Genomic DNA, 21,833 nt, shown 5'->3' on the forward strand with positions numbered 1-21,833 from the left:
ATGAAAATCGCCTTCGTCTCCACCATTCTCGGCTACCCGTGGGGCGGCGCCGACACGCTGTGGACCAACGCCGCCGAAGCCGCCCAACGCCGCGGCGACGAACTGCTGATCTCCGTCTCGCCCGTCGTCGCCGCCAGCCCGCGCGTCGCCGCACTCGTCGACGCCGGCGCACGGCTGCACGAACGCGTCCCGGCCTCCGTGCCGAATTCCCTCGGCGCGCGCGTCGCCGGAAAAATTCGCCGCACGCTCGGCCGCGCCGGCGACGGCCTCGTCGACGAACTCGCCGCGTTCCGCCCCGACCTCGTCATCATCAGCCTCGGCGGCACCTACGACCTCATCCTTCACCACGATTGGGTCGACTGGTTCGCCGCAAACCAGACGCGCGTCCGCCTCATCGCCAATTGGCAGGCAGAAAACCCTTCGCTCACCGAGCCCGAGTGGCACGCCGCCAAACGCGCGCTCACCCTCGCCGAGCAAGTCTGCTTCGTCTCGACGCGCAACCTCACCGTTACGCGCCGCCACCTGCTCGACCCACTGCCGCGGGCCCGCGTCATCCAAAACCCCCTGCGCTGGCAACCCGTCGACGTCTCGCCTTGGCCAGACTCGCCGCTCGCGCAGCTCGCCACCGTTTCGCGCCTCGACGAGGGCAAAGGCATCCACCTCGTTCTCCACGCGCTCGCCGCGATGGCGCCGCGCCCGGATTTCCGACTGAACATCTACGGTCAAGGCCCAGCCGAAGCCTACCTCCGCGCAACTGCCGAGCATCTCGGTCTCACCGCCAGCGTCCATTTTCGCGGCTACGTCAAAAATCTCCGCGACATCTGGGCCGCGAATCACCTCCTCGTTTCCGCCTCAGTCGACGACGGCGTGCCGATGACGATCCCCGAGGCGATGCTCTGCGAACGTCCCGTCCTCTCGACCGAAGTCGGCGGCGCGAACGACTGGATCACCGACGGCGTCAACGGCTACCTCTGTCCCGCACCCACGGTTCCCTTGCTCGCCGCCACGCTCCAGCGCGCCCTTCTGTCGCCCTCCCGCGCCAGCTGGCCCGCCCTCGGCCGTGCCGCCGCCACCGCCGCCCACGCGCGCTATCTGCCGCAAGACCACCTGACTCTCCTCGTATGAGCGTCACCCGACCTGTGTCTGCGCCCGCGCCGGGCCTCTATCGCGAAGAAAACGCCTACGATCTTCTCCGTCTGTTGCTGGCTGCGACAGTCATCGCAGGTCACTCCTTTCTCTTCGTCGGCGACCGCACGAGTCCCTTCGATGCGTTTTTCCGTTACCAAAAGCCGATCGGACAAATCGCCGTGCTGGGCTTCTTCGGCCTCAGCGGATTTCTCGTCGCCGCGAGCTGCGACCGCACGTCCGGCGTGTGGTCCTTTCTCCTGAAACGCGTGCGCCGCATCTTTCCCGCCTTCTGGGTCTGCCTGCTTGCAACCGCTTTCGTCGCAGCACCGCTCATCGCGCTCGGACGCAGCATCCCGCTCGCCTCGCTGTGGTCCGAACCGGCGGACGCTTTCGGCTACGTGTGGCGCAATGCCTTTCTCAACATCCGTCAGCCGTCCATCGGCAGCGTGGTCGCAGATCAACCCGCCGAACTCGCACTGCTCAACGGCAGCCTTTGGTCGCTCGGTCCCGAATTCCTCTGCTACCTCGGCCTCGCGGTCGTCGGCGCCACCGGACTTCTGCGAGCCAACCGCGCTCTCTTGTTGGTCGGACTCGCGCTTCTGTTGTGCTTTCGTGGCGTCGCCGCCGCCGGTGCGGCGATCCCTCCGCTCATTCTGTTCATCGCAGCCGACATCTATCTCAGTTTCGCGGTCGGCGTGACGCTCTACGCCTGGCGCGAACATTTCGTTCCGTCGCGCGCCGTCGCCCTGGGATTAGGCGCGGCTCTCCTGTTTTTTCTGCGCGGTGGCGGCTTCGATCTGGCCGGACCAATCGTCGTTGCGCTCGCCGTGGTGTTCGCCGGAGCCGTGGCCCGCGTGCGCCTGCCGCACGACTTTTCCTACGGCCTCTACATCTATTCGTTTCCGGTCCAACAGGTGCTCGCCGCCCACTATGACGGTTGGTCTCGCCTCACTTTCTTGGCGGCATCGCTGGTCATCTCGCTCGGCTGCGCCGTCGCCAGCTGGTTTCTGATCGAACGACGGTTCCTCTCGGCGCGCGGCAACGTCGGCCGCGCCAACCCTACCCTCTCTCCGTCCGGCAACGTCGCCGCCAAGTCATGAGTTCGCCCACCTCACGCTCCGTCATCCTCGGCATCGGCGGCCTCCTCGGCCACGACGCCAACGCCGCGCTCCTCATCGACGGCCGCCTCATCGCCTCGTCGCAAGAGGAGCGCCACACGCGCCTCAAGCACGACGGCTCGTTCCCGCACCGCGCCATTGCCGAAGCGCTCGCCATGGGCGGCGTCACACCCGCCGACGTCACCGACGTCGTCTTCGCCGAGAAGCCGCTGCAAAGCCTCCTCTTCAACCTCTCCACGCGCCCCGGCAACGCCTTCACGCGCGCCCTCGGCCGCCTGCTCCCCGAACGCACCGCCGGCTATTTCACCGATCCCGCCCGCGCGCTGTTCCAGACGGCGAAGTTCCATTTCGCGTGGCACCACCTCACGCACGTCGCCGGCGGTTTCCACACCTCGCCGTTCGAGCGCGCCGCGTTTCTCTGCGTCGACGGCAAGGGCGAGGACTACAGCGCCAGCATGGGCGTGATCGACGGCGGCCGCCTCGATCTGCGCGCCGAGCAAACCTACGAGAACGGCCTCGGTATGTTCTACACGCTCGTGACGATGTATCTCGGGTTCCACTCCTTCGGCTCCGAATACAAGGTCATGGGCCTCGCACCCTACGGCACGCCGCGCTTCGTCGAAAAACTCTCGCGCCTCTTCACCACCGACGAACGCGGCGGCTTCCGCCTGAAATTCCCGGTGCAGTTCAACGAGCTCTCCCTGCTCGGCGCACTCCCGCACGTCGCCGCCGCCATCGGCCTGCCCGCGCGCGACAAGAAGGACCTGCTCACTGACGACTACATCGACATCGCTACCTCGCTCCAGCAGATCTTCGAGGACGAAGTCTTCAAGATGGCGCGCTACATCCGCGCCGAGACCGGCGAGGAGAACCTCGTGTTCTGCGGCGGCTGCGCGCAAAACTGCGTCACAGCCGGCAAGCTCCGCGCCGCGAAGATTTTCAAAAACGTCTTCAACTCGCCCGTCGGCGGCGACATGGGCTCCGGCCTCGGCGCCGCGCTGCTGCTCGAGCGCGAACGCCGCGGCTCGCTCTTTAAGGTCGCGCACAACGGCTTCTATCTCGGCGGCGAGCCGGGCCCAATCCCCGCCGAGGCGAATCCCTGGCGCGTCACCGTCACCGGCGACTTCGACGATTTCGTCGCGAGCCAGCTCGCCCAAGGCAAAATCGTCGCCTGGGTTCGCGGCCGCATGGAACTCGGCGCGCGCGCCCTCGGCGCCCGCTCGATCCTCGCCGACGCGCGCCAGCCGGGCATGCAATCGCGCCTCAACCTCGCGGTAAAGTTCCGCGAATCCTTCCGTCCGTTCGCGCCGCTCGTGCTCGCCGAGGATTGCGCCGAGTGGTTCGATACCGACGAGCCGAGCGACTTCATGCAATACACCGCGAACCTCGTCCCCGCGCGCCGCACGCCGCAGCCGGAGCAGTTCGCCTCGCTCCGCGAGCGCCTCGATTTCCCGCGCAGCGAGATCGCGAGCGTCGTGCACGTCGACTACTCCGCGCGCCTCCAGACGATCGCCCGCGAAAACCACCCGGACATGCACCGCCTGCTCACCGCCTTCAAGCGGCAGACCGGCGTTCCGATCCTGATCAATACGTCCTTCAACGTCTCCGGCCAGCCGATCGTCCGCACCGCCGCCGAAGCGTGGGAATGCTTCCTCAACACCGATATCGATCTGCTCGTGCTCAACGACCAGCTCTTCCGCAATCCCTTCCAGAAAACCCGCGAGGAGAAACTCACATGGCTCAAGCAATTCGCCAAATTGGCCTAAAAATCCTCGTCGCGTTCCTGCGCCTCACCGGCCGCGACGCCCCCGCTGGCTGGCAAAGCAGCACGCGCCCCACGCACCTGCGCGGCACATGAGCGACTCGCCGTCCCTCGCGAACTTCTCCGGCAGCGCCTCCCTGCGCGCCCGCCTCGAAGCGCTCCCGCCGGACGCGCGCGTCCTCGACCTCGGCGGCTGGTTCTGTCCGCTCTCGCGCGCCACGCACGTCGCCGACGCGATGCCCTACCAGACACGCCTCGGCCGCCTGAACCTCGCGCCGCTGCCCGGCGAACGTTTCACCGCCGACACATGGATGCTGGCCGACTTCACCGCGCCGGCCTTCCGTCTGCCGGTGCCGGACAAGTTCTTCGACTTCGCGTTCTGCGGCCAGACCGTCGAGGACCTCACGACGCCCGAACCGCTCCTCCGCGAAATGCGCCGCGTCGCCCGCGCCGGCGTCATCGAATCGCCCACGCGACTCAAGGAGCAATCCATCGGCGTGCGCGACCGCATCACCTCGCTCTGCGGACACCCGCACCACCACTGGATTCTCGACGTCGTCGGCCAACGCCTCGAGCTCTCGCCGAAATCCGCCACCGCCGCGCTGCCGCGCTCGCGTTACGCCCTCCCGCTCCTCGCCTGCGAACGCCTTGTGAACGCCGGTGCCGCTCACGATATCCACTTCGCGTGGACCGACACCTTCGAATGGCGTCTGCTCACCAACGACGAGGCCCGTGCCCGCGCCGAGGAATTTTATCGCGCCGCGGCGCCCACGTTTCGTGAGCGCATCACCGATCCGACCATCCGTCGGCTCCGCGGCCTGAAATGGCGAATGCGCGGCCAGCGCGCCGATGATCCGTCTGCGTGGCTCCGCGAGATGCTCGAGCTCTCCGCGCCATATCGCCCCGGCTTCCCACCGCCCCGTTGATGTTCCTTTCCGTCGTCCTTCCAACGCACAACCCGCACCACGGCCGCCTCGCGCGCACCCTCGCCGGCCTGCGCGCGCAGACGATGCCCGCAGCAAACTGGGAAACGATCCTCGTCGACAACGCCTCCGCGCCCGCGCTCGACGCCGCCGAACTCGCCACGCTCGGACCTGCCAACCTCCGCATCGTCCGCGAGCCATCGCTCGGCCTCACGCCGGCGCGCCGGCGCGGATTCACCGAGGCGCACGGCGAATTGCTCGTGCTCGTGGACGACGACAACGTTCTCGCGCCCGATTACCTCGACCAAGTCGTCGCGCTCTTCGCCGCACACTCGAAACTCGGCGCCGCCGGTGGCAAGAACCTCGGCGAGTTCGAGTCGCCGCGCCCCGCGTGGTGGCAGCCGGAATTCGACGGCCTGCTCGCCTGCCGCGACCTCGGCGACGCGCCGCAAATTTGCCCCGCGCTCTTCGACCCGAGCACGGGCCGCAACGAATACCCGCTCTGCGCTCCCGTCGGCGCCGGCATGGCGCTGCGCCGCACCGCGCTCGCCGCGTGGCTCGCCGACGACTCCACCGCGCGCCTGCCCGACCGCCGCGGCAACGAACTCTCCTCCAGCGGCGACAACGACATCGTCCTCTCGGTCCTGCGCGCCGGCTGGTCGGTCGGCTATTTTCCCGCCCTCGTCCTCACGCACCTCATCCCGAGCGGCCGTGTGCAACCTGACTACGTCGCGCGCCTCAACCGCGGCATCGCGCGTTCGTGGGTGCAGGTCCTCCATCAATACGACGCCAATCCCTGGCCGCCCATCGCGTCGTGGACCGTCCCGCTGCGCCAGTTGAAAGCCTGGTTCGTCTACCGCGCGTGGTCCAGCGACCTCGCCCGCATCCGCTGGCAAGGCGCCTGCGGCCACTTCGAAGGCCTCGCGCAACTGCACTGATGTCGCTCCCTGGCCAAATCGCCTACCAGCTCTACCACCGCCCGATCGGCTACCTGCGGAGCGTCGCCGACGCAGGCGGACCGCTGGAGGTCTGGCGCACCGCGCGCGGCCGCGCCGCGATGGAAGCTGCCGCGCACACGCTCCCGCTGCCCGCGCCCGCCACCGGCGCGCCGGTCGAGCTGCATTTCCTCACCGGCCGCCGCTACTGGTATCAAACCGCGTTCTGCCTCTGGACCTTCGCCCGGCACGCGCGCCGCCCGCTCGCCCCTGTCATTCTCGACGACGGCTCGCTCACCGAGGAATTCCGCGCGCCGCTCCGCCGCCTCTTCCCGAACACGCGTTTCCTCACCGACGCCGACATCACCGCGCGCCTCGACGCCGCGTTGCCCGCCGCACGTTTCCCGACGCTCCGTGCGCGTCGCGTCGGTTTCCCGCTCCTGCGCAAAATCACCGACCTCCACGCGGGCCTCAGCGGCTGGAAACTCTTCCTCGACTCCGACCTCCTCTTCTTTGCCGAGCCGCGCTTCCTCCTCGACTGGCACGACGCACCCACGACTCCGCTCCGCGGCGAGGATATCGAAAACGCCTACGGCTACCCGCTCTCGCTCCTCGACGAACTCGCCGGGCAGCGCGTCAGCGAACGCGTCAACACCGGCACGCTCGGCTTGCGCAGCGACGAGATTGACTGGGAGCGCATGGAATTCTGGTGCCGCGAACTTCAAGCCCGCGCCGGCACGCACTATTATCAGGAACAGGCGCTCGTCGCACTGCACCTCGCCGGCCGCGCCTGCGCCGTGCCGCCCCCCGCCGACCACGTGCTGCTGCCGCGCCCGCCCGAGTCCGTCGAGTGCCGCGCCGTGATGCATCATTACGTCGCCGACTCGAAACCCGCCTACTTCCGCCACTGCTGGCGCGTCGCCCTGCAACGCCCGTGAACGTCTCCGCGCCCGCTTCATCCACCTCGCCCGCTGTCCTCCGCGGCAGCGCGTGGATCGCGTGCGCCGCACTCGTGCTCATCGCCAGCCGCGGCATCTGGCCCATCGTGCCCGTTGAGGGCGACGAGCAGGGCGTGCTCTTCGGTGTTGAAGGCATGGTCTCGTCCTCGCCCGCACTGCTGGCGCGCCGCTACCTTTTCCCCATTCAACCGGGTTCCTACGACGCGCTCGCCGCCGCCGTCCGTCTCACGGGCGTCTCCGCGCAAACTGTCTTCGCCACCGCGACCGTCGTGGGTGCTACGCTCTTTGCCGCCTCCGGTGCATGGCTGCTCTCCGCCGCTCTCTCGATTCCCTTCGTCTTCGCGCTCCTCGGTATGCTCGCCTGCCAGGAAACCGTCTCCGCCGCCTGCTACCTCAACACCAGCGCGCTGGCCGGCGGCGTGGTGCTTCTCTCACTCGTGCCCTTCGCCCGGCGCGCGCGACTGCCGCTGCTGCTCGTCGGCGGCGCTGGCCTCGGCATCGCCGGCTGGCTGCGCGGTGACGCGCTGCTCGTCGCGCCCACCGCGCTGCCGCTGCTCGCCCTTCACGACGGCTGGAGTGCCAGGACGTTTCGCGACACCACGCTCGCCGCCGGCGTCGCCGTTCTCGTCTTTCTCGGCCTGCACCAGCTCAGCGGTGCTCCGCTCTCCGCCGCCGTCACCGCCTTCGCCGGTCGCACCGCCGACTCCGGCACGCTGCGCATGACGCGCGACGCGCTGCTGACCCTGCTCTCGCCGGCGCTCCTGCTCGCCTCGATCGCGGGCGTCGTCGGACTGGTCGCGCGCAAAAAAGGAACGCATCTCGCCCTCGTCGCCGCCGGCCTCGTCCCCTCTGCGCTCGCCTATCGCGACGCGCTCGTGAGCACCAAATATCTCTACTACACGATCCCGTTCGCGCTCGTGCCGGCGTTGCTCTTGATCTCCGACCTCCTCACGCGCCGCCATCGCATCGCGCTCGCTCTCGTCGCGCTCGCCGCGACCGCCGATGCGGTCGCCGGCATCTGCGTGCTGCCGAGTGAAGCGCGCTTCTTCTCTGCAGCGCCGGCCGCATTCTCTGTCTCGCTTCCGCTTGGCTCTCGCACCATCACTATCGTCCTCGGCGGCGGCGACGTGATTCCCAACGAGGACGGCTTCCGTCTCCGCACCGGCCACCTCTTCGCCGCGGAGACGTGGCGCCAGGAAAAACTCCACCAGCAAACCTGCCTCGCCGAAATCCGCTCCTTTGTCGAAGGCTCGTCGAGCGAAACCCTCTATTTCGCCGGGTGGCTCCCCGAGCAACTCGCGCTCCGTGAGCTCTTCGCCGCCGGCTTTCGTCCGCAAGCCCCGACCGACTTCTCCGTGTGGCGCCGCGGCCCGCAGACCATCGCGCTGCACTTCCTCGGCCACGTCGGCTCGCCTTATCAACCCGCGGGCCCGGCGCCGGCAGCGGCGCTCGGCCGCGCCCCGTTGTTCATCGGTCTCTACGGCGACAAAGTGCCGCCCACCGAACTCGCCGACGGCCGCCACTGGCACGCCGTCTCCTCGCCCGCGGAAGGATTCGCGACCCTCTATCGGCGTTCGTCCGACTCCCGCTGATGGCCCGCATCGTCATTCTCGGTCCCAATCAGCTCGGCAGTAATCCGCGCCTCGTGCGCAACGCCGACTGCCTCGCCGCCGCCGGCCACGATGTCACCGTCATCTATCCGGACCACCTCGCGCGCTTCCGCGGACACGACGACGCTCTCATCGCCGCCGCGCGCTGGAAAACCGTCGCGCTGGATTTCTGCCGCACGCCACGCGGCCGCCTCCACGCGCGCTTCGCCCGCCTCCGCCGCCGCCTCGCGGAAAAACTCCCGCTCTCCTCCGACTTCGCCCGCAATCGCGCCTACGGCTACTTCGGTCCCGAACTCGCCCGTGCCGCCCGCACCGTTCCCGCCGACCTCTACCTCGCCCAGCAGCAGATGGTCGTCCTCCCCGCCGTCGCCGCCGCGCAGACTCACCGCGCGCGCTTCGCCGTCGATGTCGAGGATCTCGTCTCCGATTGCACCGACGAACCCACCGCGCTCGTCCGCGCGATCGAAGACCGCCACCTCCCGCGCGCCGCGTTCCTCACGACGATGTCCGACGCCGCCGCGGATCGCCTCGCCGAGCTGCATCGCCTCCAGCGTCCGCCCGTCGTCCTGCACAACTGCATGACGCTCGCCGAACGCGCCGCGCTTCCGCCGCCCGCCGCACGTCCCGTGCACGCACCACTCGCGCTCTACTGGTTCGGCCAGACCGTCGGCCCGCACGCTTGCGCCGAAGTGATTCTCCGCGCCATCGCCACGCTGCCCTTCCCCGCGCGGCTTACCCTCCGCGGCGCGAATCCACGTCCCGATTACCTCGCGCAACTCCGCACTCTCGCCACCGAGCTGCGCATCCCAGACGCGCTCGCGCTCGCACCCGGCGCCCCGCCGCGCGACATGGTGCCGCTCGCCGGCGAACACGACATCTGCTTCGGCACGCAGCCCGGCACGCAGCTCTTCCACCAACTCGCCGTCGGCAACAAGGTCTTCACCGGCATGATGGCCGGCTGCGCCCTCGCGCTCACCGACACCGCCGCGCACCGTCGCCTCCTCGCCGCGCACGACGGCTGGGCGTTCACCTTCTCCAACGACGACCCGCTCACGCTCGCCGACCAGCTCACCCAACTCGCCGGCACGCCCGGGCGCCTCACCGCCCTCCGCGACCGCGCGTGGTCTCTCGCGACCGACATCTACAACTGGGAAACCGAAAGCTCCCGCCTCGTCGCCGCCGTCCGCGAAATCCTCCCCGCCTGACATGATCCACGTCGCCCTCGTCCTCGGCACCCGCCCCGAAGCCATCAAGCTCGCGCCGCTCATCCTCGCGCTCCGCGCCGACCCGCGCCGCTTCCGCACCACCGTCGTCCTCTCCGGACAACACGCCGACCTCGTCGCGCCGATCCTCGGTTTCTTCGACATCCGCGCCGACGTTGACATCAATCTCATGCAGCCCAACCAGTCGCTCGCGTCGCTCACCAGTCGCGCCGTGACCGAGCTGCACCGTGTCCTCGGCGAACTGCAGCCCGACTGGGTCGTCGTCCAAGGCGACACCACGACCGCGATGGCCTGCGCGCTCGCCGCGTTCTACCTCAAAATCAAGGTCGCCCACCTCGAAGCCGGCCTACGCACCAATCGCATCGACTCGCCCTTCCCTGAGGAAATCAACCGCCGTTTCATCAGCCAAATCGCCGCGCTCCACTGGGCGCCGACTGCCGCCTCCGCCCGCGCGCTCCGCCGCGAAGCGATGCCGTTGCCGCACGCGCGCATCGTCGTCACCGGCAACACCGTGATCGACGCGCTCCTCCTCGGCGTCGCGCGGCTCCGCACCGCACCCGTGCCCGACGCCGACCGCGATCGCATCGCCGCGTTCCTCGCCGCCGATAAGCGCCACCGCTTCGTGCTCGTCACCGGCCATCGCCGCGAAAACTTCGGCGAGCCGCTCCGCCAAATCTGCCGCACGCTCGCCCGCCTCGCCGCCGCCGACCCGCGCGCGCTCTTCCTTTATCCAGTTCACCCGAATCCGAACGTCCGCACCACCGTCGAGGAAATGCTCGGCCGCGTCCCGAACATCGTGCTCACCGCGCCGAAAAATTACCCCGAGTTTCTCCAGCTGCTCGACCTCAGCCACGTCATCGTCACCGACAGCGGCGGCGTGCAGGAGGAAGCTCCCGCTCTCGGCAAAGTCGTGCTCGTCACCCGCGACACCACCGAACGCCCCGAAGGCTTGAAAACCGGCCTCGTGAAACTCGTCGGCCACCAACCCACGCGTCTCCTTCCCGCCGTCCGCTCCGCGCTCGCCGCTAGTCGTCGCGCCCGCCGCGCGCTGAAGCCCACCTTCCCCTACGGCGACGGCGCCGCCGCCGCCCGCTGCGTGAAATCCCTCCTCGCGTTCAAATCCTGACGCGCGTGCCGACCGTCTCGATCATCGTCCCTTGCTACAACGCCGCGCCGTGGCTCGCGGCCGCGCTCGAGTCTTGCCTCGCGCAAACCGGCGCGACGCTCGACCTCATCGTCGTCGACGACGGCTCGACCGACGACAGCCTCGCCGTCGCTCGGCGCTTCGAGGCGCGCGGCGTCACCGTCATCGCGCAACCCAACCGCGGCGCCTCCGCCGCGCGCAACCGCGGCCTCGAAGCCGCGCGCGGCGAGTTCATCCAGTTCCTCGACGCCGACGACCTGCTCGCGCCGGGCAAGATCGCCGCCCAGCTCGCCCGTGCCGCCCGCGAGCCGGCCGGCACCGTCCTCACCGGGCGCTGGGGCCGCTTCACCACCGATCCCGCGCAGCCGCACTTTCACGATGCGAATCCGCTCTTCGCCGATCTCTCGTCCGAGGATTACCTCGTCCGCTACGGTTCGCACGACTGCATGATGCATCCCGCCGCGTGGCTCGTGCCGCGCGCCATCGCCGACTCCGCCGGCCCGTGGGACGAGCGCCTCTCGCTCAACGACGACGGCGAATACTTCGCCCGCATCGTCACCGCCGCCTCGCGCATCGCCTACTGTCCCGACGCCGTTTCGCTCTACCGCTCCGCGCTCCCATCGAGCCTCAGTGCGCAACGCAGTCGCCGCCACCTCGAGTCCGGCCACCTCGCCGTGCAGCTCATCGTCGACGAGATGACGCTCCTCGCCGACACGCCCGCAATGCGCCGCGCCGCCGCCGACCTCGCGCAGCGCTTCGCCTACGATTACTACCCCGCCGCGCCCGATCTCGTGCGCGACGCCGAACAACTCGCCCGCAGCCTCGGCGGTGCCGCGTTTCAACCGCTCGGCGGCGGCACGTTTCAACTCCTCCGCCGCCTCATCGGCTGGAAGTTGGCGCGCCGCCTGCAAGTCGCCGCCGGCCGCTTCCGCGCCTGACATGAGCGTCCGCATTTTTCATCCGATGGTCGCGCCGTTCGTGCAACAAGCCGCGCGCGCGCTCCACGAAGCCGGCCAGCTCGATTCCTACATCACGAGCATTCGCTACGACGCCTCCAGCGCCGCGCAGCGCGCCGCCTTCGCCGCCGGGCGCCTCGTCGGCCTCGATCTCGAACGCGAATTCCGCCGCCGCACCGTCTCCGCCGTGCCGCTCGAAAAAGTCGTCTCGCGCCCGTGGGGCGAACTGCTGCGCGTCGCCACCGCCCGCGCCGACCGCGATGGCCGCCTCACCGATTTTGTCTGGGAGCGCGCCGAGCACGCCTTCGACGCTGCCGTCGCGCGCGGCCTCCATCCCGGGCTCACCGGCGTCTACGCCTTCGAATACAGTTCGCTCGCCACGATCACGCGCGCCAACGCCCTCGGCATCCGCGTCGCCTACGACATGCCCGCGCCCGAGCCGCGTTTCGTGCAAGCGCTGCTCGACCGGGAAGCGGCGAAATTCCCCGAGCTCATCACGCCGTGGCACCAATGGACCGCCGATCGCGAGGAAGGTCGCATCGCGCGCCGCCACGCCGAATTCACACGCTCCAATCTCGTCGTCGCCGCGTCGCAGTTCACGCGCAACAGCTTCGCGCCCGCCGGCCTCGACGTGTCTAAAGTCCGCGTCGTCCCCTACGGCGCGCCACCGGTCGTCGACCGCGAACTCGCCCTCAGTGGCGGCACGCGCAACGGCCCGCTCGAGCTCGTCTGGGCCGGCACATTTTCCGTCCGCAAAGGCGCGCACTACCTCCTCGACGCTTGGCGCACGCACGGCCTCGGCCGCCACGCCCGCCTGCGCGTCTACGGCTCCGTCCCGCTGCCCGACCGTCTTGTGCAACCTGTGCCTGAGGGCATCGAATTCGCCGGCGCGGTGCCGCACAGCGAACTCATGGCCGCGCTGCACCGCGCGGACGCGCTGATCTTCCCGACGCTGTGCGATGGCTTCGGCATGGTCGTCACCGAAGCGTGGTCGCGCGGCGTGCCCGTCATCACGACGACTTCCGCCGGCGCCGCCGACCTGCTGCGCGCCAATGAAAACGGCCTGCTGATTCCCGCCGCCGACTCCGCCGCCATCGCCGGCAGCGTCGATTGGTGCCTCGCCCACCGCGCCGAGCTGCGCGCCATGCGCGAACCCGCGCTGCGCACCGCCGCCGGCTGGCAATGGTCCGACTACCGCGCGCGCCTCGCCGCCGTCCTGCGCGAAGGAGGACTGTTCGGATGAGTGATGCCCCCAAGTTGATCTGCCTCGTCACGTCGGCGCCGCTCGCCGACGCCCTGCGCGTCGCGCAGCAGGCGGACGCGCTGCAAGCCGCCGGCTATCGCGTGCACGTCGTGCACGGCCAGGGCGCGAGCGCGCCGGGCAGCGACGCAATGTGGGACCGCACGGCCGTTGCCGCTCCGGCCGGCTTAGGAGGCTTCCGCCGCAGTCTTGCCCGCCGGCTGCTGCCGCTCGCTCCATTCGCCACCTTCGAGACCGCGTTCCGTGTCCACGGCGACGAGGCCGCATCACTCTCCGCCGCCGCGACCGCAGTCGACGCGCACTACTACATCGGCCACCGCGTCGCCGGCATCGCCGCCGCCGCCACGGCGGCCGACCGCACGCACGCGAAATTCGGCGCCGACCTCGATGCGCTCTTCGCGGACGCCTCGACCGATCCCGCGGCCGATCCCGTGCTCCGCTCCGCCGTCCGCATCATTCTTGCCACCATGCTGCCTCGCGCCGCGCACTTGACCGCCGCGACGACCGAGATCGCGGCTTCGTTCGCCGCACGCTACGGCGTCCAGGCGGAAATCGCCGCCGATCTCGCGCCGCCCGAGGCCGCCGACCGCACCACCTTGCTTCGTCTCGTGAAAAAAGCCGCCGGACGCCCATGAGCACAATTGCCGATTCCTTCGCCTTGCGGCTCGGCCGCGCGCTCCTTTCCGTGCGCCCCGCGCCGCTCGCCGTCGCCATCAAGCGCCTGCTCTTCCTCCGCCGCCGTGTCATCACGACACCCGCCGGCACGTTCTGGATCGACCCGGCCAGCGACGCCGGCCAGCGCGTCGCCACCCACGGCCACTACGACGTCGCCACCGAAAGTCTCCTCGCCCGTTTCCTCCGGCCCGGCGACACGTTCGTCGACGTCGGAGCGAACGAAGGTTTCATCTGCGTGCCCGCCGCTCGCCTCACCGGCCCAACCGGCCGCGTTGTCGCCGTCGAACCTCAACTCCGTCTGCAACCGGTGCTACAGCGCAATTTCGCGCTCAACACCGTTCGCGTCGAAACGCATGCGGTCGCGATTTCCGACCACGCCGGCACTGCCGAACTTCAGCTCGCGCCGGACATGAACAACAGCTCGACCGGCTTCGTCACCGCGACGCGCTACCCGCTGAAAAAGCAGTCGATCGAGATTCTGACGCTTTCCGCCTTCCTCGCCCGCTTGGCCATCGACAGCCCCTTCGTCCTCAAAATGGACATCGAGAGCTGGGAGCACGAAGCGATCCTCGGCAGTCCGGAAATCTTCCGCGAGCAACGCGTCCGCGCGCTCTTCCTCGAGCTGCACCCGAACCTTCTGCAACAACGCGGCCTCGATCCCGCCGCCATCCCGAATTTCCTGACTTCGTGCGGCTACTCGCACGCGCCCGACACGCGCGGCCTGGTCTGGATTCCCGCCGCCGCCACTCCATGAGGATTCTCTTCACCTGCGACCCGATGATTCCCGTGCCGCCGCTCGGCTACGGCGGCATCGAGCGCATTGTCGACGCCCTCATCCGCCGCTACGCCGCCGACGGGCATGCGACCGGGCTGCTCGCCCATCGCGACTCCACCGCGCCGGCGGAGAAACTCTTCACATGGCCCGATCAACGCATCGCCGGCGCACTGCCGACGCTGCGCAACGCCCTCGCTCTGCGTCGGGCTGTGCGCGAGTTCCGCCCCGATGTCGTGCACAGCTTCTCGCGTCTCGGTTACCTGCTGCCGACGCTCGCGACACGGCAGCCGGTCGTGATGTCCTACCAGCGCCACACCGGCGGCCGTCAGCTCGCACTCGTCGCCCGCCTCGGCGGCCGCACGCTGCGCTTCACCGGCTGCAGCGATTTCATCTGCGGCATGGGCCGGCCGCAGGGTGGCGATTGGACGGCGATCCCGAATTTCGTCGAGTTGGAGAAATTCACCTTCGTGCCGCATGTGCCCGCCGATGCGCCGCTGGTGTTTCTCAGTCGCGTCGACGACATCAAGGGCCCCGACCTCGCCATCGCCATCGCGCGCCGTGCCGGTCTGCGCCTGCTCATCGCGGGCAATCACGCGACGTCCGGTCCGCAGGCCGATTTCTTCCGCCGCGAAGTCGAGCCGCACCTCGGCCGCGACGGTGTCGAGTGGATCGGCGAAGTCGACGACGTCCGCAAAAACGACCTGCTCGGCCGCGCCGCCGCGATGATCGTGCCCATTCGCTGGAACGAGCCGTTCGGCATCGTTTTCCCCGAGGCGCTCGCCTGCGGCACGCCCGTGATCACCTGCGCGCGCGGCGCCTTGCCCGAGATCGTGGAGGATGGCCGCACGGGATTCTTCATCACGGGCGTGGATGACGGTGTCGCCGCCGTCGGCCGTCTCGGCGACCTCGACCGCGCCGCGTGCCGCCGCGACGTCGAGCGCCGTTTCAGCCTCGCCACCGTCGCGCCGCGCTATCTGGAAGTCTACCGCTCCCTCGTGCACTGATGCCGCGCCTGCTCATCGTCTCCGCCCACTTCCCGCCGGTGAACGCCCCGGACATGCAGCGCGTGCGCATGAGCCTGCCGCACTTCGTCGACGCGGGCTGGGAAGTCGTCGTGCTCACGGTCGACGACCGCGAGCCCATGGCGCCGCTCGAGCCCGCCCTGCTCGCCACCTTGCCCAAGCCCATCCACATCGTCCGCGCGCCGATCTTCTCGCGCCGCTGGACCCGCTTCGTCGGCATCAACAACCTCGGCCTGCGCTCGCTGCCGTTTCTCTACGAGGCCGGCACCCGTCTGCTCACCGAGCAGAAGTTCGACCTCGTCTATTTTTCCACCACGCAATTCGTCCTCTGTCCGCTCGGACGCCTCTGGCAACGCGAGTTCGGCGTGCCCTACGTGATCGACCTGCAGGACCCGTGGTTGAACGAATACTACAGCCAGCCCGGCGCGCCGAAGCCGCCCGGCGGCTGGAAATACCTCTTCACCTACGCTTCCGCCAAGCTGCTCGAAGGCTGGACGCTCCGGAACTGTGCGCACGTGATCAGCGTCTCCTCCGCCTACATCGAGGTGCTGCGGCGGCGCTATGCGTGGTTCGACGCCCACCACGCGAGCGTCGTGACCTTCGGCGCGCCGGACGCGGATTTCGCGCTCGTGCACGAGCGTTTGCCCCGGGTGCCCCGCATCCTGCCCGACACGCCCGAGCTGAAGATCGCCTACGCCGGCCGCCTCGGTCCCGACATGCTTCCGGCGCTCGATGCGCTCTTCGCCGGCATCGCGCGCACGCGGCTCGCCGATCGCCGGGTCGGCCTTTACTTCTACGGCACCTCTTACGCCCAGGCGGGCACCGGCGTGGCAACCTCTACCGCGCTCGCGGCCAAGCACGGCATCAGCGCGCAAATCCACGAGCGGCCCGCGCGCATCGGCTACCTCGACGCGCTCCAACTTCTCCTTGAAGCCGACATCGCGCTCCTCCTCGGCTCCGAAGACCGCGCCTACTCGCCCTCGAAGGTTTACCCCACGCTGCTTTCCGGCACGCCCGCCCTCGCCATCGCCCCGCGCGACAGCGTGCTCGAAGCGAAGATCCACGAGCTCGGCGGCGCCGCGCTCGCTCCCTTCGACCCGGCGCAACCCACCGCCGCCGCCGATCTCATCGCCGAAACCATCGCGCGACTCGCGGAGCAGCGCGCCGCCGCATTGCCGCCACTCGACCGCGCGCGCCTCGAGGCGGAATACACCGCCGCCGCCGTCTCCATCCGCCAGCTGCGGATTTTCAATCGCGTGCTCCGCGACTCCTTGCCGCCCGAAGACGACTTCGACATCGACGACTACCTGTCGAATCCCATTGGAGGCACCCGGTGAAGGAATTCGCGCGCCTCCAGCTCGGTCGCCTGCTGCGCCGCCTCCTCGCCGCCAATAGCCGGGTCCTCCCGTCCGATTCCGCTCCGCTGCTCGTGCTCGCCCCGCACGCGGACGACGAGACGCTCGGCTGCGGCGCGTTGCTCGCTTCGCGTGCCGCGCGCGGCACGCCCACGCACGTCGTGTTCGTTTCCGACAGCGCCAGCGCCGACTGGGCGCCCGGCCAAACCCGCCCCGCGCGGGCCGCGCACCGCCGCGCCGAAGCTCTGGCTGCGCTCGGCTTCCTGGGCTTGCCGCCGGCATGCGCCGATTTCCTCGACGCTCCCGACGGCGACCTCGACCGCCTCGAAGCCGACGTGCGCACGCGCGTGCTCGGCGCGCTCGCCGAAGTCCTCCGACGCCACCGCCCCGCGCGCGTGCTCGTTCCCTTCCTCGGCGGCGGCAGCACGGAGCACGACGCGGTCTTCTGGCTCGCCCGCGAGGCCTGCGTGCTCGCCGGCATGAGCCTGCAGATTTGGGAATACCCCGTGTGGGCGTGGTGGAATCCCCTTCGTCTGCGCAGCCAACTTCTGCGACGCGGCGAAAACTACCGCCTCGCCACCGCACCCTGGCTCGACGCGAAACGCCGCGCCTGGCAGGCGCACGCGTCGCAAGCCGCCGCCTTGCCCGCCGCGCTCGTCGCCGCCGCGCTCGCCGAGCACGAATTCTACTTCAATCGCACCCACCTCCCATGACATCCCTCGCCCGCCTGAAAGACCGTCTCCTGCAACGCCTCGTCCGCGACCCCGCCGGCTTCGGTCGCCCCATCGCGAAGGACGCGCTCGATCGCGAATACAGTTCGGGCAACTGGGATCACTTCTTCGGCTGGGACGAACTGCCGCGCAACCTCGTGCTCGCCGGCGCGATCAATCATCACTTCCCCTCGACGCCGCGCGTGCTCGACCTCGGCTGCGGCAGCGGCCGGCTCGCGACCGTGTTTCGCCACTATCCGTTCGCACGCTTTCTCGGCGTCGATCTCTCGACCGAAGCCGTCGCCCGCGCGCGGGCGCTCAACCTCGCCCGCATGGAATTCATCGAGGGCAACTACGAGACGTGGCGGCCCGATGGCGAGTTCGACGCCATCTCGTTCAACGAATGCATCGGCTACGCGCACGACCCCGCGGCCACGCTCGAGGCGTTCGCGCGGCACCTCGCCCCCGGCGGCCTGTTCTTCCTCTCCCATTTCCGCTTCGGCGCCTACGCCGCCCAATGGCGCCGCATGGCCACCGTCTGCGAGACCATCCACGCCACCGCCGTCATGAGCGCCGACGGCAAGCAGATCTGGGACGTCCGCGTGCTGCGTCCGCGCCCCGCTCGTTCGTGAAACGCGTCCTCATCGTCAGCCCGCATTTTCCGCCGGTGAACGCACCGGATTGCCAGCGCGTGCGCATGAGCCTGCCCTACTATCGCGCCCACGGCTGGGAACCCGTCGTGCTCGCCGTCAACCCACGCCACCGCGCCGACTGGCACGACGACTCGCTGCTGCCCAGCCTGCCGACCGATGTGCGCGTGCATTACTGCGACGCCTTCGCGCGCGAGGTGACGCGCTGGGTCGGCATCAACAACCTCGGCCTCCGCTGCGTCGCCCAACTGAATCGCGCCGCCATCCCGTTGCTCGAACGCGAGCGCTTCGACCTGGTTTTCTTCACGACCACGCAATACCTCGTCACGCCGCTCGGCCGGCTCTGGCACCGCCGCTACGGCGTGCCCTACGTCGTCGACCTGCAGGATCCCTGGCGCAGCGACTACTACGACCGCCCGGGCGCGCCGCGTCCGCCCGGCGGTTGGAAATACCAGTTCGCCCGCTTCACCGCCTGGCTCTTCGAAGAGCGCACCTTCTACGACGCGGCCGGCCTGATGAGCGTCTCGCCCCACTACTTCAGCGAACTGCGCCGCCGCTACACTCGCAAGGCGCTGCCGCCGCACGCCGTGATTCCGTTCGGCGCGCCGCAAGCCGATTTCGACTACCTCCGCGCCGCGCCGCCTGCGCCGCTCTCCATCGAGTTGCCCGCCGACAAGTTCAACTGGGTCGTCACCGGCAGCCTCGGGCCATCGTTCAGCCATTCGCTGCGCGTGTTGTTTTCCGGGCTGCGCCTGCTGCGTCAAAGCGCACCCGAACTGGCCGCGAAAATCCGACTGCACCTCATCGGCACCTCCTACGCCGACCCGAGCCGCGCGACACGATCGGCCCAACATCTCGCCGAAGCCTACGACGTCGGCGACCTCGTCGCCGAAATGCCCCAGCGCGTCGGCTACCTCGAGTCGCTGCGCCTGATGCGCGCCGCCGACGGTTTGCTGCTGCTCGGCACCGACGACCTCGCGTATTCGCCCTCGAAGCTCTACCCGTATTACCTCGCCGAGCGCCCGATCCTCGCGCTGGCGCACGACGGCAGTCTCTTGCTCCGCCTCCTCGAACGTCTGCAATGCGCCCGCGTCGTCACGCTCATGCGCCCCGGCCATGAAATCCAGCCCGCGCACGAGGTCGCCGCGGTTTTCCGCGCCTCCGCCACCGGCGAGCGCGCGGCATTGCATTCCCCCCGCTGCGATGGTTGGTTCGCCGAAACACTGACCGCCGCCGCGCTCGCCCGCCGGCAATGCTCCCTGTTCGACGCCGCGCTCGCCCGCTCCGCCGATGCTCCCGCAAAATCCTGAACCTCCTCCGCCTCCGCCCGAGCCGTCACCCGACGCCGCGGTCGTCGACTACCTGAATGCCCCGCGTCCTGCCGGCCAGCGCGAGGACCCCAGCCTGTTCCGCTTCGGCCTGATCGGCCTGGCCTTCCTCACGCTGTATTACGCGAAGTCCGCGCACGTCGAGGACCCGCTGCATCTCTATTTCGGGCTCATCATTCTCGCACTCGGCTGCCTCCCTGCCCTGCTCTGGGCCCGCGGCAACAACAAGCCGTTCCCCATCTTCGAGACGTTCATGCTCACCACGGTGAACGCCTACGCGATCCCGCTGCTCAGCGGCCACCAACAGCTCAGCCTCTATCACCCGGACATCATCACGACCGCCGCGCTCAGCGTCATCCTGTTTCAGACCCTCGCGATCCTCTCCTATCTCCTCGTGCGCGGTGAGCCGCGCAAAACCGATTTCTGGACGCAACCGATCGTCACTGAAAAACTCAGCCGCTACCTCGCCTACGGCATGACGCTGACGACGATCTACACCGCGCTCAGCACCTTCTATCGCGACCTGCTCTTCAAGTTCATCCCCACCGAAACGGAGGGTGTGTTGCGCGCCGCGTTCTACGGCATCGGCATCGTCGCCACGTTCCTGACCTCGCGCCGTTGGGGTGCCGGCACGCTGGCCCGGCGCGACATGAGTTTCTTCGCCACGAATTTCATCATCCAATTCATCCTGCAGTGTGCGTCGCTCTTCCTCGTCGGCGGCATCTCCATGGTCGTGCTCGCGCTGCTCGGCTACGTCTCCGCCGCGCGCCGCCTGCCCTTCGGACTGCTCATCGCCGTCGTGCCCTTCCTGGCGATTCTCCACAACGGCAAGACCGAGCTGCGCGCGAAATATTGGGCGCCCGACGCCCAAGGCATCAGCATCACCGACCTGCCCTCCTTCTACGCGGAGTGGATCGAGAACGGCATCAGCATCGCCAGCGACGAGGAGAAGAAGAAGGCCTCCACCACCAAGCTCCTCGAGCGCACCTCCCTCTTCCACATCATGTGTCTCGTCATCTCGTCGTGCCCGGACCGCCAGCCCTACCTCTACGGCGAGACCTACAAGCACATCCCCGGGCAATTCGTGCCGCGCTTCTTCTGGCCCGACAAACCCGTCGGCCACATCAGCACCAACACCCTCTCGCGCTACTTCGGCCTCCAAACCGAGGAAGACACCCAGAAAACCACCATCGGCTTCGGGATGCTCTCGGAAGCCTACGCGAACTTCGGCCTGTTCGGCATCGGCACGCTCGCGCTGCTCATCGGCTCCATCCTCAAAAAAGTCACCAGCTGGGGCTCCGAGAGTCCGCTCGTCTCCTACGGCGGCCTCCTCCTCGTCGTGCTGATCGCCTGGAGCTTCCAGGTCGAGCTCACCCTCAGCATCTGGCTCAGCTCGCTCTTCCAAGCGTTGGTCGCCGTCCTCGGCGTGCCCATGTTCATCCGCTCCTTCGGCTCATGAAAATCCCCGAGCTCGTTCCTCTCCCTCTCCCGCTGCGCTGCCTGCGCCCGTGGGAGTTCCCCGGCAAACTCGGCCTCATGGAGCGCCTCTTCTCCCGCACCCTCGCCCGCCATGGCGTCGCGTGGATCGAGACCAACGCCGGCATCCCGTGGGAACTCGACCTCGCCACCCCGCCGCACCGCTGGATCGTCTACGGCTACTACGAAGGCTACGCCTTCTGGCGCTGGCTCCTCGCCAACCGCGACCGCATCCGCACCGTCGTCGATTCCGGCGCCAACATCGGCCAGACCACGCTCTACTTCTCCCAACTGCTCACGCAGCCGCGCATCTTCGCCTACGAACCCGGCGCCGACGCCCGCGCCTGGCTCACGCGCTGCGTCGAGGCCAACCGCCTCGCCCAAGTCTCCATCAGCTCGCACGGCCTCGCCGCCGCGCCCGGCACCGCGTTCCTTCGCTCCGTCGGCGACGCCACCACCCACGGCTCGTGGAACCGCCTCGACGCCATCGAAGGCGACGCGATTCCCCTCGTGACGCTCGACGACGAGATGGCGCGCCTCGGCCTCGACCGCATCGACCTCTGGAAACTCGACATGGAAGGCGCGGAACCCGGCGCGCTCGCCGGCGCCGCCCGCGCCCTCGCCGCCGGCAAGATCGGCGCCGTGCACGCCGAGATCATGGGCGACTCCGGCCCCGGCGTCGGCGAAACGCTCCGCTCCCACGGCTACGTGCCCTACGTCGCGCGCCGCAACCGCCTCGTCCCCGCCGCCGGCGTCCTCTCCGGCGAAGGCGACAACGCCGTGTTCATCCACCCCTCCAGCGGCCTCCTCCCGCCCGCCTGAC

At 69.1% G+C, this 21,833-nt stretch carries 20 protein-coding genes; all 20 read left to right on the forward strand.

Annotated features, from left to right (window positions below; all coding sequences use genetic code 11):
- Window positions 1-1,125, forward strand: coding sequence for a glycosyltransferase (locus KF715_03165; GenBank protein ID MBX3735665.1), 1,125 nt, complete (start codon window positions 1-3; stop codon window positions 1,123-1,125).
- Complete coding sequence (locus KF715_03170; GenBank protein MBX3735666.1) at window positions 1,122-2,228, forward strand: acyltransferase; 1,107 nt, start codon at window positions 1,122-1,124, stop codon at window positions 2,226-2,228. The genes KF715_03165 and KF715_03170 overlap by 4 nt, the downstream gene beginning before the upstream one ends.
- Window positions 2,225-4,012, forward strand: coding sequence for a hypothetical protein (locus tag KF715_03175; protein ID MBX3735667.1), 1,788 nt, complete (start codon window positions 2,225-2,227; stop codon window positions 4,010-4,012). Before KF715_03170 ends, KF715_03175 begins: the two co-directional genes overlap by 4 nt.
- 88 nt (window positions 4,013-4,100) lie before the next feature.
- A complete protein-coding gene (locus KF715_03180) occupies window positions 4,101-4,934 on the forward strand; it encodes a methyltransferase domain-containing protein (GenBank protein MBX3735668.1) in 834 nt (277 codons plus the stop codon).
- A complete protein-coding gene (locus tag KF715_03185; GenBank protein ID MBX3735669.1) occupies window positions 4,934-5,869 on the forward strand; it encodes a glycosyltransferase in 936 nt (311 codons plus the stop codon). Before KF715_03180 ends, KF715_03185 begins: the two co-directional genes overlap by 1 nt.
- Window positions 5,869-6,804 carry a hypothetical protein gene (locus KF715_03190; GenBank protein ID MBX3735670.1) on the forward strand — a complete coding sequence of 312 codons (936 nt, stop codon included), beginning with the start codon at window positions 5,869-5,871 and terminating at the stop codon, window positions 6,802-6,804. The genes KF715_03185 and KF715_03190 overlap by 1 nt, the downstream gene beginning before the upstream one ends.
- Window positions 6,801-8,417 (forward strand): hypothetical protein, encoded by a 1,617-nt coding sequence (locus tag KF715_03195; protein ID MBX3735671.1) that lies wholly within the window; start codon window positions 6,801-6,803, stop codon window positions 8,415-8,417. Before KF715_03190 ends, KF715_03195 begins: the two co-directional genes overlap by 4 nt.
- Complete coding sequence (locus KF715_03200; GenBank protein MBX3735672.1) at window positions 8,417-9,640, forward strand: hypothetical protein; 1,224 nt, start codon at window positions 8,417-8,419, stop codon at window positions 9,638-9,640. Before KF715_03195 ends, KF715_03200 begins: the two co-directional genes overlap by 1 nt.
- A gap of 1 nt (window position 9,641) precedes the next feature.
- Window positions 9,642-10,784: a UDP-N-acetylglucosamine 2-epimerase (non-hydrolyzing) gene (gene wecB / locus KF715_03205; protein ID MBX3735673.1), complete on the forward strand. Its 1,143-nt coding sequence runs from the start codon at window positions 9,642-9,644 to the stop codon at window positions 10,782-10,784.
- Between the two features lie 5 nt (window positions 10,785-10,789).
- Window positions 10,790-11,740 carry a glycosyltransferase family 2 protein gene (locus KF715_03210; GenBank protein ID MBX3735674.1) on the forward strand — a complete coding sequence of 317 codons (951 nt, stop codon included), beginning with the start codon at window positions 10,790-10,792 and terminating at the stop codon, window positions 11,738-11,740.
- A 1-nt stretch (window position 11,741) separates the two neighbouring features.
- Window positions 11,742-13,001 carry a glycosyltransferase family 4 protein gene (locus KF715_03215; GenBank protein MBX3735675.1) on the forward strand — a complete coding sequence of 420 codons (1,260 nt, stop codon included), beginning with the start codon at window positions 11,742-11,744 and terminating at the stop codon, window positions 12,999-13,001.
- Entirely contained in the window at window positions 12,998-13,654 is a 657-nt protein-coding gene (locus KF715_03220) for a hypothetical protein (protein ID MBX3735676.1), read from the forward strand. The genes KF715_03215 and KF715_03220 overlap by 4 nt, the downstream gene beginning before the upstream one ends.
- On the forward strand, window positions 13,651-14,448 hold the full coding sequence (locus KF715_03225) for an FkbM family methyltransferase (GenBank protein ID MBX3735677.1): 798 nt from the start codon (window positions 13,651-13,653) through the stop codon (window positions 14,446-14,448). Before KF715_03220 ends, KF715_03225 begins: the two co-directional genes overlap by 4 nt.
- Complete coding sequence (locus tag KF715_03230; GenBank protein MBX3735678.1) at window positions 14,445-15,473, forward strand: glycosyltransferase; 1,029 nt, start codon at window positions 14,445-14,447, stop codon at window positions 15,471-15,473. The genes KF715_03225 and KF715_03230 overlap by 4 nt, the downstream gene beginning before the upstream one ends.
- Complete coding sequence (locus KF715_03235) at window positions 15,473-16,828, forward strand: glycosyltransferase (GenBank protein ID MBX3735679.1); 1,356 nt, start codon at window positions 15,473-15,475, stop codon at window positions 16,826-16,828. The genes KF715_03230 and KF715_03235 overlap by 1 nt, the downstream gene beginning before the upstream one ends.
- A complete protein-coding gene (locus KF715_03240) occupies window positions 16,825-17,559 on the forward strand; it encodes a PIG-L family deacetylase (protein MBX3735680.1) in 735 nt (244 codons plus the stop codon). Before KF715_03235 ends, KF715_03240 begins: the two co-directional genes overlap by 4 nt.
- The gene (locus KF715_03245) at window positions 17,556-18,188 is read left to right on the forward strand and encodes a class I SAM-dependent methyltransferase (protein MBX3735681.1); all 633 of its coding nucleotides are present in this window, start codon (window positions 17,556-17,558) and stop codon (window positions 18,186-18,188) included. Before KF715_03240 ends, KF715_03245 begins: the two co-directional genes overlap by 4 nt.
- Window positions 18,185-19,516, forward strand: coding sequence for a hypothetical protein (locus tag KF715_03250; GenBank protein ID MBX3735682.1), 1,332 nt, complete (start codon window positions 18,185-18,187; stop codon window positions 19,514-19,516). The genes KF715_03245 and KF715_03250 overlap by 4 nt, the downstream gene beginning before the upstream one ends.
- Window positions 19,497-20,993, forward strand: coding sequence for a hypothetical protein (locus KF715_03255; protein MBX3735683.1), 1,497 nt, complete (start codon window positions 19,497-19,499; stop codon window positions 20,991-20,993). Before KF715_03250 ends, KF715_03255 begins: the two co-directional genes overlap by 20 nt.
- Window positions 20,990-21,832: an FkbM family methyltransferase gene (locus tag KF715_03260; GenBank protein MBX3735684.1), complete on the forward strand. Its 843-nt coding sequence runs from the start codon at window positions 20,990-20,992 to the stop codon at window positions 21,830-21,832. The genes KF715_03255 and KF715_03260 overlap by 4 nt, the downstream gene beginning before the upstream one ends.
- The last annotated feature ends 1 nt before the right edge of the window (window position 21,833 follow it).

The organism is Candidatus Didemnitutus sp. (genome assembly GCA_019634575.1).
Classification (GTDB): domain Bacteria; phylum Verrucomicrobiota; class Verrucomicrobiia; order Opitutales; family Opitutaceae; genus Didemnitutus.